Genomic DNA, 17,167 nt, shown 5'->3' on the forward strand with positions numbered 1-17,167 from the left:
TCATGAATTGAATTGTGAATCCTGTCGACCCTCACGTCGGTTCCGAATGCGAGCTCGGATGATGTGTTTTCCGATGCGAGCTCGATACGCATGGGGAGCGCTGGAGAACCTCATCAGCGTCGACGCACTGCGGAATGCGTGGACACCGAGAGAGTGTGACTCGCCGCGTCGCGAGCATTTGACGCATCACGACAAACCCCAGGCGACAGCAGGTCTGGCCTGTCTTGCCGATAATGCGGGAGGTGCCTTGAAATTTATTCCGGACCGACCTACGCGTTGACTCGCGGGTCAATCTGCAGTGGGCCCGTCCCCCAAACAGGAGCCCCTCATCATGCGAAACGCTGTCCGGACACTCGTTCTGGCTGTCGCAGCACTTGGCTTGTGGGCGAAGCCCGCTCACGCGGATACGTACACGAAGACGCGCTATCCCATCGTGCTCGCGCACGGCATGGCGGGCTTCGATTCGCTGTTTGGCGTCTATGACTACTTCTACGGCATCGGCTCCGACCTGCGCTCCGGCGGCGCGACGGTGTACGTGACGAGCGTGCCGCAGTTCAACACCACGGAGCAGCGTGGCGAGGCGCTGCTGGCGCAGGTGAAGGACATCGTCGCGCGCACCGGCAAGGGCAAGGTGAACCTCATCGGCCACAGCCACGGCGGCCTGGACGTGCGCTACGTGGCGGCGGTGCGGCCGGACCTGGTGGCGTCGGTGACGACGGTGGGCTCGCCGCACAAGGGCGCGGACCTGGCGGACTACCTGCGCGGCAACATCCGGGGCGGCTCCTTCGCGGAGAGCGTCCTGGCCTACTTCGCCAACAACCTGGGCACCATCCTGGGGCTGCTGTCGGGAAGCACGAACCCGCAGAACGCCATTGGCGCCCTGGAGGCGCTGAGCAAGACGGGCACGGCGGCGTTCAACCGGAAGTACCCCGCCGGCATCCCCTCCAGCAGCTGTGGCCAGGGCGCGGCGACGGGCACGCAAGGCCAGCGCTACTACTCCTGGTCTGGCACCGACCCGTTCACCAACCTGATGGACGTGTCCGACTACGCGATGAAGCTGAGCTCGTTCTTCTACAGCGAGGCGAACGACGGACTCGTCGGCAGGTGCAGCTCGCACTTCGGCACGGTGCTGCGTGACAACTACGACATGAACCACCTGGACGAGGTGAACCAGGTGCTGGGGCTCACCGCCTTCTTCACCAACCCGAAGACGGTGTTCCGGGGTCACGCCAACCGTCTGAAGGGGCTCGGCCTCTAAAGGCCGTCCGCGAAGGAGCGCCATGAAGAGCCGCACCGTCATTCCCGTGGCCGCGCTGTGCGCCCTGCTGGGTGCCGTCGGCTTCTCATGGTGGAAGGCCCGGGCGACGCCCCCGCCGCCCGGGCCCGCTGTCACACACGCCCCACCGCCGGTGGCCGCGGCCCCGGCTCGCGCGGCCGTGCCCCCAGGCCCCGCGCCCATCGCTGCGGCCTCGCCATCCGAGCCGCCACTTCCGCCGATGCCCGGCTCGCTCCAGGACACGGAAGAGGACGGCGCGGTGCGGGTGGACGCGTCGGGCCACCTGGTGGTGACGCCGGACCTGCGCCGCCTGTTCGACTACTACCTGTCCGCCATGGGCGAGGAGGAGCTGGCGGTCATCCGTGCCCGCATCCTCGCCTCGCTGCGGGCGAAGAAGCTTCCTGCCGCGGCGATGGAGGAGGCCGTGCGGCTGCTGGACGACTACCTCGCCTATCGCGACGCGGCCCGCACCTTCGCCAGGAACCAGCGCGGCGCGGACCAGGACCTGTCCGCGCGACTGGAGTCCCTGCGGGAGCTGCGCCGCGAGCATCTGGGCCCCTGGGCCGATGGTCTCTTCGGTGACGAGGAGCGCGTGGACGCGGTGACAGTGGAGCGGATGAAGCTCGAGCAGGACACGTCGCTGGCGCCCGAGGAACGCGAGCGCCGCCTGGCCGCGCTGGACGACCAGCTCCCCACCGACTACCGCGCCAGCCGCGACGAAGCCCTCCGGCCGCTCCAGCAGCAGGCCGTGGAGCGCGAGCTGGTGGCATCCGGCGCCACGGAGGAGGACCTACGGCAACACCGGCTGGCCACCGTGGGGCCGGAGGCCACCGCGCGGCTGGAGGCCATGGACCGCGAGGAGGCCGAATTCAAACGGCGGCTCGCGGAGTTCCGGGCGCGCCGCGAGGCCTTGGCCCAGACAGAGCCGGACCCCGTCGCCCGGCAGGCCGCCGTGCAGCGGCTGCTGTTCGACGCCTTCACCCCGGAGGAGCGCCTGCGCGTGGAGGCCCTGGACGCCATCGACGCGGCGGCCGGAGCGCCGTGAGCCTCACAGCGCCGGGTAGTCCACGTAGCCCTGTGGCCCAGGCGTGTAGAAGCTCTGGAATTGCGGCGGCGCGAGGTCGGCGCCGCGCTGCATGCGCGACACCAGGTCGGGGTTGGAGATGAAAGGCCGGCCGAAGGAGACCAGGTCGGCCTTCCCCGCCTCGAGCACCGCCTGCGCGCTTTCGCGAGTGAAGCCTCCGTTGACCATGATGGGCCCACCGAAGCCCTCCCGGATGGCCTGCGCCGTCGCCTCGAAGCCCTCGTGGGGATTCGACACCAGGTGCACGTAGAGCAGCCCCTTCAGGGACTGGGCCAGCGTCGCGTACTGCGCCTTCACCTCGTCATGAAGGGGGAGGTCGTTGAACGTGTTGTATGGCGACAGCCGGATGCCCACGCGCTCGGCGCCAATGGCCTCGGCGCTGGCCCTCGCCACCTCCACGACGAAGCGGGCCCGGTTCTCGACGCTGCCGCCATAGGCATCCGTGCGACGGTTGGTGTGCGGATGGAGGAACTGCTCCAGGAGGTAGCCGTTCGCGGCGTGGAGCTCGATGGCGTCGAAGCCCGCGTCGATGGCATTGCGAGCCGCCTGGACGAACTCCTCACGCGTGTCGCGCAGGTCCGCGTCGCTCATGGCCTCCGGCGTCGGATACGGCTGCAACCCTTCCGGGTCCGTATACATCTGCCCTTCGGGCCGGACGGCGCTCGGCGCGACGATGCGAGCCCCCGTCGGCATGTTGAGGGGATGCGCGATGCGCCCGACATGCATCAACTGGGCGACGATGCGCCCACCCGCGGCGTGGATGCTCCGGGTGATGCCGCGCCAGCCTTCGACCTGCTCCGCCGAGAAGAGGCCCGGGATGCGCGCGTAGCCCAGCCCGTTGGGAGAAGGCGCGATGCCTTCGGTGATGATGAGCCCCGCGGACGCGCGCTGGGTGTAGTACTCCCGCATCAGGTCATTGGGCACGCCGCCCACCGCGCGGCTCCGCGTCATGGGTGCCATCACGACACGGTTCGACAGCGCGATGTTTCCGAGACGATAGGAAGAGAAGAGGGCCATGGGGTTGCTCCGCGAAATCGGGACACCGCCAATCTGCGCCCGCCAGGGCCGTTGGCCAATGCCATGATTCTGGAAGTACTGTCCGGCCATGCGGACAATCCGTCAGGCGGATCCCAACGCGGTCATCGCCTTCGTCGAGGTCGCTGACCGGAAGAGCTTCCGCGCCGCGGCGCTCGCCCTGGGAGTGCCCAAGTCCACGCTGAGCCAGCGCGTGGCGGCGCTGGAGGCGCACCTGGGCGTCCGGCTCTTCTCTCGCACCACGCGCAGCGTGACGCTCACCGACATCGGCGCCAGCTATCTGCACGAAGTCGTCCCCGCCATCACCGCGCTCCGGGACGCCGAGGCCCTCGTCGGCAAGCTCCAGTCCCACCCGAGCGGGCGCTTGCGGATGACCACCCCGTTCGAGCTGGGACAGAGCGTGCTCGGCGACGTCCTCTCCACCTACGCGTCCCGCTATCCGGAGGTGCGCGTCGAGGCCGACTGCACGGACCGACGGGTGAACCTGGTCGAGGAGGGCTATGACCTGGCCGTGCGCATCGGCCCCATGGACGACTCACGCCTCATCGCGCGCAAGCTCGGTGAGCCTTTCCGGCTGGGGGTGTTCGCGAGCCCGACCTATCTGCGGCGCATGGGCGTTCCAGCCCGGCCGCGCGACCTGGTGAAGCACCGCTGCCTGGCGATGACGGGCGCCCTGACCCCCACCACCTGGAACTTTCGCGGCGATACGCGCGCGACCTCCGTGAGCATCGTTCCCAGTCTGTCCGTCAACAGCTTCCGGGTGCTGGTGGCGCTGGCGGAGGCAGACCAGGGGCTCGTCCGCCTGTCGGGGATTCATGCCTCCCCCGCCGTCGCCGAGGGCCGGCTCGTCGAGGTGCTGCAACGGTTCGCGCCGCCGCCCCTGCCCCTCTTCGCTGTCTACCCGAGCGCACGCAATGTCTCGCCCGCCGTGCGGGCCATGCTCCAGGTACTCACGGACTACTTCAAGCAGCCTCCCTGGTCACGATAGCAAGCGTCCGTCCTGTCCAAGCCCTATCGCACCTTCAAGCACAGACATGGCGCGCCGCAGTCCATTCCATGTCACGCAGGGTGCCCCGTGGTTCGTCCCCGCCCACGGACCATTCATCCCAGCCGGGGTGCAAGCCATCCCTGACACCCGGTACCCTACCGCGCCATGCGTGAGCAGGAGCAAGCCAGCCCCGGCGAGGTGCCCCCTCTTCCCTCCTGGGCCGTGTGGGCGGGCGCCACGGGCTGGTGGCTGGCGGATGCCCTCATCTCCGTGAGTCAGGTGCAGCTGCTGCAACGCATTGGCGAGGTGGAGGTCTCCGAGGGCGAGCTGTGGGGCATGTCGCTGGCCAGCTCGCTGCTCTGGGTGCCCATCACCGTGATGTGCCTGCGGCTGTCGGAGCGCGTCCCCCTGACGCGCTCGGGAATGCTCCGGGCCCTGGGCGTCCACCTGGGCGCGCTGCTGCTGGTCGTGGTGGGCCGCGCCACCTTCGTCATCCTCACCCAGGACCTCATCGGCTGGTACGAGCGGCTGCCCCATGTGGGCGACATCCTGGCCCAGAGCGTGGTCAACAACCTGCTGCCCTATCTGCTGCTGACCGCTGGAGCCCACGCGCTGGGACTCGCGAGGCGCGCGCATGTGCGCCAGCGCCGCGCCGACCAGTTGCAGGCACAGCTCGCCGAAGCGCGGCTCCAGGCGCTGGCGTCGCAGCTGCGGCCCCACTTCCTCTTCAACGCGCTCAATGCCGTGGCATCGCTGGTGCAGTCGGACCCGGACGCGGCCGAGCGGATGCTGGCGCGGCTGGGCGACCTCCTGCGCCACAGCCTGGAGTCCCACGGCCGCCAGGAGGTGACGCTGCGCGAGGAACTGGACGCGCTGGCCCCGTACCTGGACATCGAGCGAACGCGCTTCGGCCCCCGGCTCCAGGTGGATTGGAGGCTGGCGCCTGACGTGCTGGACGCGCGCGTTCCCTTTCTCGCGCTCCAGCCGCTGGTGGAGAACGCCATCCGGCACGGGCTGGCTCCCCGCGCGGAGCCCGGGCGCATCGAAATCACCGCCGAGCAAGAAGGCGACGCGCTGCGCCTGTCCGTGCGGGACAACGGCGTGGGGCCGCCCCCGGTGAGCCCGACACGGAGCGGCGGCGTTGGGCTGTCCAACCTGCGAGCGCGCCTGGCCACCCTCTACGGCGCGCGGGCCAGGCTGGAGCTGAGGCCCGAGACACCGCACGGCGCCGTCGTGGAGCTTCGCGTACCGCTGGCCCGCGTCGAGGCCAGGGAGGCGCCGTGAGCACCGGACACCCGGAGACCGAGCCCCAACACGCCGCGGCCCAGGGAGGCGAGCTCCGGCACCCGCCCCCGCTGCGCGTCATGGTGGCGGACGACGAGCCCCTCGCACGACAGCGCCTGCGCGCGTTGCTCGCCACGGAGCCGAACGTCGAGCTGGTGGCCGAGGCCGAGAATGGCGCGGAGGCCACGCGGCTGGTGCTGTCCCGGCGCCCGGACGTGCTCCTCCTGGACGTGGAGATGCCCGCCGGAGACGGCTTCGAGGTGCTGCGCGCCCTGCCCCCCGAGGCCCTGCCGGTGGTCGTCTTCGTCACCGCGTGGCAGCGCTACGCCTTGCAGGCCTTCGAGGCCCAGGCGCTGGACTTCCTCCTCAAGCCCTATGACCGGGAGCGCTTCCGCGCCGCGCTCGCGCGAGCCCGCGAGCAGGTGCGACTGCTCCGCCACAGCGAGGCCGTTGCCCGGCAGGAAGCGCTGCTCTCCGGCCTGGCGATGGCGGAGGCGCCGCTCAAGCGGCTGCCCGTGAAGGTGGACGGCCGCATCCGCTTCGTCGAGTGCGCGGCCATCACCCATGTGGAGGCGGACGCCAACTACGTGCGCGTCCACGCCAGCGGCGAGCAGCACGTCCTGCGTGAGACGCTGACCCACCTGGAGGAGCGGCTGGACCCGCGCCGGTTCCTCCGGGTCCACCGCTCCGTGCTCGTCAACCTGGACCACGTCCGCGAGCTGGAGACGCTCTCACAGGGAGAGTACCTGCTGGTCCTGGGCCCCGATGGAACCGCGGTGCGCACCGGGCGCAGCCACCGCGCCCGCGTGGAGGCGGCGCTGGGACTGGGCCCGGAGGGAACGGGCGCGAGGCGAGGCGCGGGTGAGTCCGCGCGCGAATCCTGAGATAGTCGCCCCTGAATGAAAATCTGGGTCGATGCCGATGCCTGCCCGGGCCCTGCCCGTGACATCCTCCTGCGTGCCGGCCAGCGCGTGAAGGTGCACACCGTCTTCGTGGCCAACCACGCGCTCTCCCTGCCCCGGCTGGCCTACGTCTCCAGCGTGCAGGTGGAGGCCGGGCTCGACGTGGCGGACCGCCACATCGCCCAGCACGCGCAGCCCGGAGACCTGGCCATCACCCAGGACATTCCGCTCGCCGCGCTGCTGGTGCCCAAGGGCGTCGTCGTGCTGGACCCGCGCGGGGAGGCATTCACCGAGGAGAACGTCGCCGAGCGGCTCTCCGTCCGGAACTTCATGCAGGAGCTGCGGGAGAGCGGCGTGACGACGGGGGGCCCGGATGGCTACTCGGCGCAGGACCGGCAGCAGTTCGCCGCGGCCCTGGACCGGGAGCTGACCCGGCTGGTGAAGGCGGAGCCCCGGTAGAATTTGTTCAATCCCTCCGGGCGCGGTGGGGGCATCCTCCTGGTATCCACACCCATCCAGGACGGTGCTCCATGAACGCCACGAAGACGCCTCCCGCCGCGACGAAGCTCCCCGACGGTCCCCGCCTCTCCCTGGCCCTGGTGATGAAGGACGCGCCCGCGGCGCTTGCCTTCTACACGCGGGCCTTCGGCGCAAAGGAGCTGTACCGGCTCACGGAGCCGAGCGGGCGCGTGGGCCACGCGGAGCTATCGCTGGGGGGCGTGACGCTGATGCTCGCGGACGAGTACCCTGAATACGACATCGTGGGCCCCCAGAGCCGCGGGGGCACCACCTGTTCCCTGAACCTCCTGGTCGAGGACGTGGACGCCGCCGCCCAGCGCGCCATCGACGCGGGCGCCACGCTGGAGCGCCCCATCCAGGACGCGTTCCACGGCCACCGCGTCGCCCACCTGAGAGACCCCTTCGGCCACCGCTGGACGCTGGCCACCCCGAAGGAGGACGTCTCCCCCGAGGAGATGCAGCGCCGCTTCACGAAGATGCTCCAGGGCTGACGCTAGCGCGCCAGCGACTTCACGAAGTCCGCGCGCTTCTGCACCGAGTCCACGGTGTCCAGCGAGAAGCTGCGCGCGTGGCCGATGTCCTCTCGCAGGAACGCGGCCACGTCCTCGGCCAGGGCCTGCACGGCCTTGCGCCGCTTGGGCGCCAGCGGCTCGAAGGTGTGCAGCACCACGTCGTCCGCCTTCGGGTCGAACTCCCACAGCCCCACCAGCCGCTCCCCGTCCAGCACGGGGCGCACGAACAGGTGGGCGGCCTCGCCCAGCGTGGACGCCTTGGTGGAACCCCAGGCCGGCACCTCGAGCCCGTGGTGCGCGGGGTCCGTCACCAGCGCCGGCCCACCGTGCGACGAGATGTACATGTCGTGCGCGGGCAGGAGCGACACGGACGTGGCCGCGGGGACCTTCTCGCGCAGGGCCTCCAGCATGTCCTCGGGCACGTAGGCCGCCTCGGCATCGCCCTCCACCGCCACGGGGACCAGCCCCGCCCGCGCCACCGCCGCCTTCGCGTCGCGCTGCGAGAAGGCCGCCCACGCCGCGAAGTCCTCCACCGTGGCCGGGCCGAACTGGCGGAAGAAGATGGCCGCCAGCCGCGCGTTCCGCTCCTCGGCCGCCGCGGGCACCTTGGTCCCGGTGAAGGGGTTGCGCGCCGGCAATCCCCAGAGGTAGCGCTCCGTGTCGAGCCGCCCGCCCTCCATCCGGCGCTCCACCTTGCCCTCGAACTCCAGGTGGCGCAGCGCCGGCGGCAGCGTCGAGGACAGTCCCACCTTCTTGCCCACCTCGCCCAGGCTGCGGACCACGCCCGCGGGCAGCGCCTTGCGCAGCGCGTCCGTGGACAATGGCCCCTTGCGCAGCGCCACCAGCACGGCCTCGGCCACCTCCGCCAGCTCCTTCGCGTCCAGCCCCACCTTCTCGTGCTCACGGTCGGCCCGCTTGCGGTACGCCTCCTCGGCCACGCGCAGCACCAGGGGCACGTCGGAGCGAGGCACCAGGTAGATGCAGCCACGCACCGCGGGAATCACCTGGAGCCGGGACGCCTCCGCGGCCGCGTCCAGGTCCGCCCGCCGCATCCCCGGCACCCGGGCGCGCACCGCCAGGTACACGTCCGCGCCGCCCAGCGTCCGCACCCAGCCGGTGGCCGCCACCACCTCCTCCAGGCTCCCCTTCAGCGGCGCCGCCAGCCCTTGCGTCCGCAGCCAGTGCACGCGGGCTCGGTCCAGGGTGATGCGCGGAGCGGAATCAGCGGATGCGGCGGCCTTGCGAGCCATGGTGTCTCCTCCTGGGCCCCGTCTAGTGCGCGGGGCCCCGGCTCCACCAGCGGCACCGCGTGCGGAAGCGCCCTGAACGGAGCGCGAGACTGTGGGGCCCGAAACGTCCGCCCCCGGGTGGATGCATACACCCCTGGCTGCGGCACCCCTTCGGCATTAGCTGGAGGCCATGCCTACTCTCGTCCTCGTCCGACACGGTCAGTCTCTCTGGAATCAAGAAAACCGCTTCACTGGATTCGTCGACGTGCCCCTCACCGAGAAGGGCCGCGAGGAAGCCCGGCTCGCGGCGAAGGCGCTCCAGGGAATGACCTTCGACGTCGCGTACACCTCGGCCCTCTCCCGGGCCCAGGAAACGCTGGCCATCATCCTGGACTCGCTTGGTCAGCGCGTACCCACCATCCGGGATGCCGCCCTGAACGAGCGCCACTACGGCGACCTCCAGGGCCTCAACAAGGCGGATGCCGCGAAGCGCTGGGGGGATGCGCAAATCAAGGAGTGGCGCCGCTCCTATGACGTGCCGCCACCCAACGGCGAGTCACTGGAGATGACCGCGAAGCGCGTCCTGCCCTTCTACGACCGCGCCATCGCCGGTGACCTGCGCCTGGGGAAGAACGTGCTCGTGGTCGCCCACGGCAACTCCAACCGCTCCCTGGTGATGAAGCTGGACGGGCTCACGGGCGAGCAGGTGGTGGGGCTGGAGCTGGCCACCGGCGTGCCCCTCGTCTACGAGATGTCGCCTGAAGGCGAGGTGCTCTCCAAGCACACCGTCTCCCCCTGAGGCCCGAACTGAAGAAGGGGGCTCCCTTTCCCCCCCGAAGTCGTGGGATACGCTGGGCCGCGCGTGAGCGGCTCAAGCCGTTGCAGGGGGATTTCCGTGTTCCGGACGCTGACTGCACGCCGTGCCGCAGGCGGTTGAATGCCACCGACCCTGGCGCGTCAGATTCTCCGAGCACATGAAAGGACGCTCCCCATGAAGGCCCTGATCACCTCCCTTGCCCTCCTCTTCGCCCTTCCCTCTCTTGACGCCCACGCTCAGGCGGACATGCGCCGCGGACCGCCGCCGGGCCAGCCGATGCCTCAGCACCACCCGTTCCCGCCGCAGCACATGGGCAGCAAGGTGGTCGTGGACCGCGATGAGCTGAACGAGCGTCTGGCCCGTCTGGAGAAGCAGCTCCAGGAGGCCGAGGAGCGGATGAACCGGCAGGAGCGAAACAAGTTCCGCAAGGCCCGGGAGACGCTGAACTCCGTGCAGGGCCTGGTGGCCCAGGCCCCGCTGCTGGCCACCGTCCTCCCGCCGCCGGCGCCGCCGCCGCCGCCCCGGCCGATGGTGCGTCCCATCTCGGAGAATGAGCTGCGCCGCATCAGTGACTCCATCGCCCGGCAGTCCTTCGCCGAGGACAAGATGCGCGTGCTCGTCTCGGCGGCCCAGCACCACCACTTCCTCGTGTCCCAGGTGGGGCAGCTGCTCACCCACTTCCAGTTCTCGCAGGACAAGCTGACGGTGGTCCGCACCCTGAAGCCCTACATCCTGGACCCGGAGAACGGCCACCTGCTCTACAGCTACTTCTCCTTCTCCAGCGACAAGAAGCAACTGGACGCGATTCTCGCGCAGCGCTGAGAGAACGCTGGCTGTGATGCGGGCGCCGCGGAGCTGACTCCGCGGCGCCCTTCGCGTTTCAGAACGAGCACACCGGACCGCGCGGGAAGCCACGTGCGGGCGGCACGGGAAGGAAGGCACGCTCCAGGGCCTCCGCGGCCTCGGCCAGCGGACCATGCGAGGCCTCGATGCGGGCGAAGCGCGTCCGCATCCGGTCCAGGATTCCCGCGGGAAGGAGCCGGCGCGCCAGGGGGAACACGTGGGTCTCCTCCACGGCGGTGTGACCGCGATACAGCCGCAGCCAGTCCTCGGCGGCGGACAGCATGCGAGCGGGGTCCGTCTCTCCGCCGCGCAGCATCGACTCGGCCGCGCAGAGGAGCTCCACCGCCTGCTCACTGCCCGTGCCGTGCTCGCCGGACACCTGCGCGAGCAGCCCGGGGGCCAGCGGCAGCCGGTGGGCCACCATCGTCTGGAACAGCACCATCTCCTTCGCGTGGTGGCTGCCGTCCACGAAGGTCAGGAAGAAGTTCCCCGCGCGAAGGAAGAGCGAGGCCGAGACGAACTCTCCCTCCCGCCCCTTCGCCACCGCCCGCTCCAGGACCACCAGCACGCGCTGGATGTGGCGGTGCTCCTGGTTCAACACGTCCAATGCATCCATGACCTATCCCCTTCACACCGTGCGGGAAAAGCGGGGCCGCTCCGCCCCCGCGAGATACGCGTCGAAGACCATCGCCACGTTGCGGACGAAGAGCCGGCCCAGGGGCGTCAGCTCGAGCTGCGTTCCGGTGCGCGTCACCAGACCGTCGTCCTCGAACGCGCGCAGCCGCTCCAGCTCCGGGGCGAAGTAGTCGGGAGCGTCCGCCCCCAGGTCCACCCAGAAGTTGCACATCAGCCGGGTGATGACCGCGCGGCGGCGCTGGTCGTCGGCCGACAACGCCAGGCCTCGCTCGGTGGCCAGTCGGCCCTGGGACACGCGCTCGTAGTAGCGCGGCAGGGGACGGACGTTCTGCGCGTAGGCGCCGTCCACGTCGCTGATGCCAGTGCTGCCCAGCGCCACCACGTCCGTGGCGGCCTGAACGGTGTAGCCCTGGAAGTTGCGTCCCAGCCGACGCTCGGCCTGCGCGCGCGCCAGCTCGTCCTCCGGCACGGCGAAGTGGTCCATACCGATGGGCCGGTACCCCGCGTCCACGAAGGCCGCGTAGGCGGCGCGGAACAACTCCAGCTTGGTGCGTCCTCCGGGGATGGCCTCCGCGGGCATGCGCCGCTGGTGCTTCAGCACGTCCGGCATGAACGCGAAGGAGTAGACGGCCAGCCGGTCCGGCCTCATGGCGAGCACCGTCTCCAGCGTGCGCGCCCAGCCCTCCGCGTCCTGGTGGGGCAGGCCGTAGATGAGGTCGAAGTTCACGCCCTTGAAGCCCAGCAGGCGCGCATGCTCCAGCAGCGCCCGCGTCTCCTCCGGCGTCTGGAGACGATTCGTGGCCTGCTGCACCCGCGGGTCGAAGTCCTGGAGGCCCATGGACACGCGGTTGAAGCCCAGGCCGCGCAGCAGCGTGAGCTGGCCAGGCGTCGTCACGGCCGGGTGGACCTCGATGGCCACCTCCGCGTCCGGGGCGACCCGGAAGTGCCGGGTGAGCGCCGTCCACAGGCGCTCCAGCTGCCGCTCGTCGAGGAAGGTGGGCGTCCCGCCGCCCCAGTGAATCTGGGACAGCGTGCGCCGCGCGCCGAGCCGCTCCACCACCAGGTCCAGCTCCATCACCAGGTGGTCGATGTACTGGTCCGCCGCGCTCCGGTCCTTGCTGACCACGACGTTGCAGCCGCAGTACCAGCAGAGGCTGCGGCAGAAAGGCAGGTGGACGTAGAGGGACAGCGGCTCGGTGGGCTCCCGGGTACCGGCCCGCGCGAGCCGCTCCAGCAGGTGCTCCGGGCCGAACTCCTTCCGCCACTCCGGTGCAGTGGGGTAGCTGGTGTAGCGGGGGCCGGAGACGTTGTACCGGCTCAAGAGGGCTTCGGGAGGCGTCGGGACTTCGTGGCGGGGGGGCTCCATCTCACCGCTTCACCGTTCCAAGCCTCGTGCCAGGATCATCCGTGACGGGCCCCAGGGTGGGAGGCTGCGAGGGTCGCGCAAGCCTTGCGGCCCCTCCCGCTCCCAGCGCAGCGCCTGCGCCAGGACACCTCGACCTACCCTCCCGCCGGGGCAGGCCCCAGGAACCGGGCCTCGATGCGCTTCACCTCACCCGAGGCCGAGTCCTCCACCTCCACGGTGAACGCGAACGGCGCCTTCACACCCGGGTCCACGGTGATGAACAGCGGCACTCGGAAGCTCTCCAGCGAGGCGAGCGTCACCTGCGACTGAGGCACCACCACCTCCGCGGACACGGGGCTGTCCACGCGAATGGTGAGCACCGTCTCCGTGGGGTTCTTGTTCACCAGGTGCAGCTCGAACTGGTTGCGCACCGTGCCCTGCTCGACGACGTAGGGCATGCCCTGGAAGCGCAGGAGGTTCGCCTCGAAGGGCACCCGCTGCACGAGGCTCAGCGCGAAGCCCACCACCGCCACCACCATCAACGCGCCGTAGATGAGCAGCCGGGGACGGAGGACGCGGCGCGGCTGCCCATCGAGCCCGTTGAGCGAGTCATACCGGATGAGCCCGCGCGGCTTGCCCAGCTTGTCCATGACGCCGTCGCACGCGTCCACGCACTGCGCGCAGGCCAGGCAGTCCATCTGCAAGCCATTGCGGATGTCGATGCCCGTGGGGCACACGGCCACGCACTTGAAGCAATCCACGCAGTCGCCGCGCGGAGGCGGCGCCGTGGCCCCCGGCGCCACCTTGAGCAGCCGGCCCCGGGGCTCTCCACGCCGTGCGTCGTAGCCGACGATGAGCGAATCCCGGTCCTGCATCGCCGACTGGAGCCGCCCATACGGGCACACCACCACGCAGAGCTGCTCACGGAACCAGGCGAAGTTGAAATACAGCGCGCCCGTGACGGCCATGGCCCACGAGAAGGCCACGGGCGAGGCCACCGGCCCCTCGGCCACCATGGCGACCAGTCCTCCCGCGGAGACGAAGAGGCTGAGCGCCGCATGGGAGATGAGCAACGACACCGCCGCATACGCCCCATGCTTGAGCACCGCCCGCACCGTGCGCGCGGGCGTCGAGGGCTCTCGCGCCGCCTTCAGCCGCCGCTCGCGGGGCCCATCGAAGAAGCGCTCGATGGGGCGATAGACGGCCTCCAGGAACACCGTCTGGGGACACGCCCAGCCGCACCACACGCGCCCCAGCCACGCCGTGAAGAACAGCAGGCCGAAGCCCACCGACGTCACGAGGAAGAGAACGCGCCAGAAGTCCTGCGCGTTGTACGTGCCCCCGAAGAGGTAGAAGCGGCGCGCCGCCACGTCCAGGTGCACCGCGGGGTGGCCGCCCACCTCCACCAGCGGCAGGGCCAGGTAGATGGTGATGAGGACGGCGAAGCCCAACCGTCGCTTCGTGATGAACCGGCCGCGCACGTCCGCCGGGTGGAGCGCCAGCCGTGAGCCATCCGCGCGGATGGAGCTGAGCTGGTCGATGCGCGGGCCATTCCGCTGCGGTGCCGCCGACATGGCTGCTTCCTCTCCCGTGAGCTACGGCTGCTCGGGCTCGCCCTGCGGCGCCTTGCCGCCGGGCGCGTTGGTGCCCTTGAGCGTGAGCAGATAGGCAGTGACGGCCTTGACCCGCTCCGCCCCCAGGGTCCGCTCCCACGCGGGCATGCCCTTGGCCACCACGCCCTCCGCCACGACCCGGTGGATGGCCATGGGCGCCCCACCGTGCAGCCAGTTCGCATCCGTCAGGTTCGGACCGATGAGGCCCTGTCCCTGCGCGCCGTGGCAGGCCGCGCAGTTCGCCTGGAACACCTGCTTGCCGCTGTCCAGGGAGGCCGGGTCCTGGGCCAGCGCCAGCAACATATCGTCGGACACCGGCGTGTTGTCGGCAGCGCGCTTCGCCACTTCCGCCGTCTCCGCGGCGTACTCGTCGAGCTGCCCGGGCCCCGCCTCCGCGATGTGGAACCAGAACCAGTAGCCCACGCTGAAGACGATGGACGTCCAGAGGATGAACAGCCACCAGTTGGGCAGGTGGTTGTCGTGCTCCTCGATGCCGTCATAGACGGAATGCACCAGCGACTTGTCACTCATGGCCGCCCTCTCCCTGCTCGCTCAGCGGCATCCGCGCGAGCGCGTCGAAGTCCCCGCTGCGCCGCGCCACGAACACCCACGCGACGACGCCGAGGAACACCGCGATGAACAGGACCAACGCGAAGAGGGGCAGCTCGGTGAGCGACATCCCCTGATAGAATTGCTTGTACATCAGCGGTCCTCCTCACTGGTGATGGCGGCGGTGGGCAGTCGGCTGGGAGGCGCGGGCGCCTTCTCCGGCGGCGCGGGCAGATCCTGCGGGCCACGCCCCAGACGCTGGAGGTAGGCGATGATGGCCACCATCTCCGAATCCCAGGCCACCTGGACACCCTGCGTGGCCAGGTCCGCGGCGATGCCCTCCGCCTGCGCCTTCTGCCGAGCCTCGGCGCCGTCCACGTCCGCGTTGGAGTACGGCACGCCCAGCCGCTGCATCAGCGCCAGCTTCTTCGGCGCGTCCTTCACGGCGATGCGCTGCTCCGCCAGCCACGGGTACGGCGGCATGTTGGAGCCCGGGCTCGTCGCCCGAGGGTCCATCATGTGCGTGTAGTGCCAGAGGTTCGGATACTTGCCGCCCAGGCGGTGCAGGTCCGGGCCGGTGCGCTTGCTGCCCCACTGGAAGGGGCGGTCGTAGATGAACTCCTCCGCGCGGGACACCTCGCCGTAGCGCTGCGTCTCCGCCACGAAGGGGCGAATCATCTGCGAGTGGCAGGTGTAGCAGCCCTCGCGCACGTAGAGGTCACGGCCCTGGAGCTCCAGCGGCGAGTACGGCTCCTGGGCCTGACCGTGCGCCGGCACCGCCTGCTTGAGCATGATGGTGGGCAGCAGCTCCGCCACGCCGCCGATGAGGATGGCGATGAGCGTGAGCACGGTGAAGGCGAGCGGCCGGCCCTCGATGAGGCCGAACCAGGACGGGCGCCCCGCCTCGCGGTCGCGGCGGGTGACAATCCAGGCGAGCTCGCCCAGGGCGATGATGGCGCCCAGCAGCACCAGCGCGCGCACCGGCTTCGCCCAGCCGAGGAACATCGTCACGGTGAGGATGGCGATGGCGAACAGCAGCGGCCGGCCGGTGACGACCTGCACCCAGCCAGGCGTCGGCGCCGCCGCGGGCACGGGCTCGGCGGCGGGTGCGGGCGGCTCCACCACGACGGTGGTCTCCCCGTCCACGGCCTTGCCCGCGCGGGCCGTCTTCCACAGGTTCCAGGCCATCATGATGAAGCCGACCAGGTACATGGACCCGCCGACGAAGCGGACGATGTACATGGGCCGGATGGCCAGCAGCGTCTCCACGAAGTTCGGATAGAGCAGCGTGCCGTCCGGGTTCGCCGCGCGCCACATGAGGCCCTGCGTGACGCCGCTGATCCACATGGACACCATGTAGAGGAGGATGCCCACCGTCCCGAGCCAGAAGTGCGCGTCCGCCGCCTTGGGCGAGTGCAGCTTCGTGCCGTACAGCCTGGGCACCAGCCAGTAGAACATGCCGGCCGCCATGAAGCCGTTCCACCCCAGCGCGCCGCTGTGGACGTGGCCCACAATCCAGTCCGTGTAGTGGCCCAGCGCGCTCACCGACTTGATGGACAGGAGCGGCCCCTCGAAGGTGGCCATGCCGTAGAAGGTGACGCCCGCGATGAGGAACTTGAGGACGGGGTCCTCGCGCAGCTTGTGCCAGGCGCCCTTGAGCGTGAGCAGGCCGTTGAGCATGCCGCCCCACGACGGCGCCCACAGCATGACGCTGAAGATCATGCCCAGCGACTGCGCCCAGTCCGGCAGCGCCGTGTAGAGCAGGTGGTGCGGACCGGCCCAGATGTAGATGAAGACCAGGGCCCAGAAGTGGATGATGGACAGCCGGTACGAGTACACCGGCCGCTCCGCCGCCTTGGGCAGGAAGTAATACATGATGCCCAGGATGGGCGTGGTGAGGAAGAAGGCGACGGCGTTGTGGCCGTACCACCACTGCACCAGCGCGTCCTGGACGCCCGCGAAGACGGAGTAACTCTTCAGCGCCGACAGCGGCAGCGCCAGGCTGTTGACGATGTGCAGCACCGCCACCGTGACGATGGTGGCGATGTAGAACCAGATGGCGACGTAGAGGTTCTTCTCGTGGCGCTTCGCCAGCGTCCAGAAAAAGTTGATGGCGAAGACGACCCAGATGACCGCGATGGCCACGTCGATGGGCCACTCCAACTCCGCATACTCCTTGGAGGTGGTGATGCCCAGGGGCAGCGTGATCGCCGCGGCGACGATGATGAGCTGCCAGCCCCAGAAGTGGATCTTCGAGAGCAGGTCCGACGCCATGCGCGTCTTCAACAGGCGCTGGGTGGAGTAGTAGATGCCCGCGAACATCATGTTGCCCACGAAGGCGAAGATGACCGCGTTCGTGTGCAGCGGGCGCAGGCGGGAGTAGGTCGTGTAGGGGATGCCCAGGTTCGCCTGCCACCAGGCGAGCTGACTGGCCACCAGCGCCCCTACCGCCATGCCCACGATGCCGAACAGCACCGACGCGAGGATGAAGCGCCGGACCGTGGTGTCGTCATAGATGATTCGTTGCTGATGCAC

General features: G+C 70.0%; 17 protein-coding genes. 9 read left to right on the plus strand and 8 right to left on the minus strand.

Annotated features, from left to right (window positions below):
- Positions 1 to 331: 331 nt before the first annotated feature.
- Together VZL07_RS04065 and VZL07_RS04070 are read left to right on the plus strand one after the other, a co-directional pair.
- Positions 332 to 1,258, plus strand: coding sequence for an esterase/lipase family protein (locus VZL07_RS04065; RefSeq protein ID WP_426754009.1), 927 nt, complete (start codon positions 332 to 334; stop codon positions 1,256 to 1,258).
- A gap of 22 nt (positions 1,259 to 1,280) precedes the next feature.
- Entirely contained in the window at positions 1,281 to 2,321 is a 1,041-nt protein-coding gene (locus VZL07_RS04070) for a lipase secretion chaperone (protein ID WP_426754010.1), read from the plus strand.
- 3 nt (positions 2,322 to 2,324) lie between these two features.
- On the opposite strand, the gene VZL07_RS04075 is transcribed toward VZL07_RS04070, so the two are convergent.
- A complete protein-coding gene (locus tag VZL07_RS04075) occupies positions 2,325 to 3,377 on the minus strand; it encodes an alkene reductase (RefSeq protein WP_426754011.1) in 1,053 nt (350 codons plus the stop codon).
- Positions 3,378 to 3,465: 88 nt separating this feature from the next.
- Between VZL07_RS04075 and VZL07_RS04080 the strand changes: the two genes are divergently transcribed.
- The 5 genes from VZL07_RS04080 (at position 3,466) to VZL07_RS04100 (ending at position 7,579) form a co-directional block, all read left to right on the plus strand.
- Positions 3,466 to 4,383, plus strand: coding sequence for a LysR substrate-binding domain-containing protein (locus tag VZL07_RS04080; protein ID WP_426754012.1), 918 nt, complete (start codon positions 3,466 to 3,468; stop codon positions 4,381 to 4,383).
- Between the two features lie 165 nt (positions 4,384 to 4,548).
- Positions 4,549 to 5,667, plus strand: coding sequence for a sensor histidine kinase (locus VZL07_RS04085; RefSeq protein WP_426754013.1), 1,119 nt, complete (start codon positions 4,549 to 4,551; stop codon positions 5,665 to 5,667).
- On the plus strand, positions 5,664 to 6,551 hold the full coding sequence (locus tag VZL07_RS04090; protein ID WP_426754014.1) for a LytR/AlgR family response regulator transcription factor: 888 nt from the start codon (positions 5,664 to 5,666) through the stop codon (positions 6,549 to 6,551). The genes VZL07_RS04085 and VZL07_RS04090 overlap by 4 nt, the downstream gene beginning before the upstream one ends.
- Positions 6,552 to 6,566: 15 nt before the next feature.
- On the plus strand, positions 6,567 to 7,028 hold the full coding sequence (locus VZL07_RS04095) for a YaiI/YqxD family protein (RefSeq protein ID WP_426754015.1): 462 nt from the start codon (positions 6,567 to 6,569) through the stop codon (positions 7,026 to 7,028).
- Between the two features lie 71 nt (positions 7,029 to 7,099).
- Positions 7,100 to 7,579: a VOC family protein gene (locus VZL07_RS04100; RefSeq protein WP_426754016.1), complete on the plus strand. Its 480-nt coding sequence runs from the start codon at positions 7,100 to 7,102 to the stop codon at positions 7,577 to 7,579.
- 2 nt (positions 7,580 to 7,581) lie between these two features.
- Here VZL07_RS04100 and VZL07_RS04105 read toward each other — a convergent pair whose 3' ends face one another.
- Positions 7,582 to 8,850 carry a DNA glycosylase AlkZ-like family protein gene (locus VZL07_RS04105; protein WP_426754017.1) on the minus strand — a complete coding sequence of 423 codons (1,269 nt, stop codon included), beginning with the start codon at positions 8,848 to 8,850 and terminating at the stop codon, positions 7,582 to 7,584.
- Between the two features lie 169 nt (positions 8,851 to 9,019).
- On the opposite strand from VZL07_RS04105, the gene VZL07_RS04110 reads away from it, so the two are divergent.
- Together VZL07_RS04110 and VZL07_RS04115 are read left to right on the plus strand one after the other, a co-directional pair.
- Positions 9,020 to 9,628 carry a 2,3-bisphosphoglycerate-dependent phosphoglycerate mutase gene (locus VZL07_RS04110; protein ID WP_426754018.1) on the plus strand — a complete coding sequence of 203 codons (609 nt, stop codon included), beginning with the start codon at positions 9,020 to 9,022 and terminating at the stop codon, positions 9,626 to 9,628.
- A 192-nt stretch (positions 9,629 to 9,820) separates the two neighbouring features.
- Positions 9,821 to 10,468, plus strand: coding sequence for a DUF4476 domain-containing protein (locus VZL07_RS04115; RefSeq protein WP_426754019.1), 648 nt, complete (start codon positions 9,821 to 9,823; stop codon positions 10,466 to 10,468).
- 58 nt (positions 10,469 to 10,526) lie between these two features.
- Here VZL07_RS04115 and VZL07_RS04120 read toward each other — a convergent pair whose 3' ends face one another.
- From VZL07_RS04120 to ccoN, 6 genes are all read right to left on the minus strand, one after another.
- Positions 10,527 to 11,105 carry a hemerythrin domain-containing protein gene (locus VZL07_RS04120; RefSeq protein ID WP_426754020.1) on the minus strand — a complete coding sequence of 193 codons (579 nt, stop codon included), beginning with the start codon at positions 11,103 to 11,105 and terminating at the stop codon, positions 10,527 to 10,529.
- Positions 11,106 to 11,117: 12 nt separating this feature from the next.
- Positions 11,118 to 12,491: an oxygen-independent coproporphyrinogen III oxidase gene (hemN, locus tag VZL07_RS04125; RefSeq protein WP_426754021.1), complete on the minus strand. Its 1,374-nt coding sequence runs from the start codon at positions 12,489 to 12,491 to the stop codon at positions 11,118 to 11,120.
- Between the two features lie 134 nt (positions 12,492 to 12,625).
- On the minus strand, positions 12,626 to 14,044 hold the full coding sequence (gene ccoG, locus VZL07_RS04130) for a cytochrome c oxidase accessory protein CcoG (RefSeq protein WP_426754022.1): 1,419 nt from the start codon (positions 14,042 to 14,044) through the stop codon (positions 12,626 to 12,628).
- Positions 14,045 to 14,065: 21 nt separating this feature from the next.
- Positions 14,066 to 14,614, minus strand: a complete 549-nt coding sequence (locus tag VZL07_RS04135; RefSeq protein ID WP_426754023.1) for a c-type cytochrome — start codon at positions 14,612 to 14,614, stop codon at positions 14,066 to 14,068.
- Entirely contained in the window at positions 14,607 to 14,786 is a 180-nt protein-coding gene (locus tag VZL07_RS04140) for a cbb3-type cytochrome c oxidase subunit 3 (RefSeq protein ID WP_176410673.1), read from the minus strand. Before VZL07_RS04140 ends, VZL07_RS04135 begins: the two co-directional genes overlap by 8 nt.
- Complete coding sequence (gene ccoN / locus VZL07_RS04145; RefSeq protein ID WP_426754024.1) at positions 14,786 to 17,167, minus strand: cytochrome-c oxidase, cbb3-type subunit I; 2,382 nt, start codon at positions 17,165 to 17,167, stop codon at positions 14,786 to 14,788. The genes VZL07_RS04140 and ccoN overlap by 1 nt, the downstream gene beginning before the upstream one ends.

The organism is Pseudomyxococcus flavus (assembly GCF_050038885.1).
Lineage (GTDB): Bacteria > Myxococcota > Myxococcia > Myxococcales > Myxococcaceae > Myxococcus > Myxococcus flavus.

Coding starts and splice junctions, on each gene's coding strand:
- VZL07_RS04085 (WP_426754013.1), top strand. CDS start 4,549: ATGCGTGAGCAGGAGCAAGCCAGCCCCGGCGAGGTGCCCCCTCTTCCC.
- VZL07_RS04140 (WP_176410673.1), bottom strand. CDS start 14,786: ATGTACAAGCAATTCTATCAGGGGATGTCGCTCACCGAGCTGCCCCTC.
- ccoG (WP_426754022.1), bottom strand. CDS start 14,044: ATGTCGGCGGCACCGCAGCGGAATGGCCCGCGCATCGACCAGCTCAGC.
- VZL07_RS04105 (WP_426754017.1), bottom strand. CDS start 8,850: ATGGCTCGCAAGGCCGCCGCATCCGCTGATTCCGCTCCGCGCATCACC.
- VZL07_RS04095 (WP_426754015.1), top strand. CDS start 6,567: ATGAAAATCTGGGTCGATGCCGATGCCTGCCCGGGCCCTGCCCGTGAC.
- VZL07_RS04100 (WP_426754016.1), top strand. CDS start 7,100: ATGAACGCCACGAAGACGCCTCCCGCCGCGACGAAGCTCCCCGACGGT.
- VZL07_RS04065 (WP_426754009.1), top strand. CDS start 332: ATGCGAAACGCTGTCCGGACACTCGTTCTGGCTGTCGCAGCACTTGGC.
- VZL07_RS04110 (WP_426754018.1), top strand. CDS start 9,020: ATGCCTACTCTCGTCCTCGTCCGACACGGTCAGTCTCTCTGGAATCAA.
- VZL07_RS04075 (WP_426754011.1), bottom strand. CDS start 3,377: ATGGCCCTCTTCTCTTCCTATCGTCTCGGAAACATCGCGCTGTCGAAC.
- VZL07_RS04080 (WP_426754012.1), top strand. CDS start 3,466: ATGCGGACAATCCGTCAGGCGGATCCCAACGCGGTCATCGCCTTCGTC.
- VZL07_RS04115 (WP_426754019.1), top strand. CDS start 9,821: ATGAAGGCCCTGATCACCTCCCTTGCCCTCCTCTTCGCCCTTCCCTCT.
- VZL07_RS04120 (WP_426754020.1), bottom strand. CDS start 11,105: ATGGATGCATTGGACGTGTTGAACCAGGAGCACCGCCACATCCAGCGC.
- hemN (WP_426754021.1), bottom strand. CDS start 12,491: ATGGAGCCCCCCCGCCACGAAGTCCCGACGCCTCCCGAAGCCCTCTTG.
- VZL07_RS04135 (WP_426754023.1), bottom strand. CDS start 14,614: ATGAGTGACAAGTCGCTGGTGCATTCCGTCTATGACGGCATCGAGGAG.
- VZL07_RS04070 (WP_426754010.1), top strand. CDS start 1,281: ATGAAGAGCCGCACCGTCATTCCCGTGGCCGCGCTGTGCGCCCTGCTG.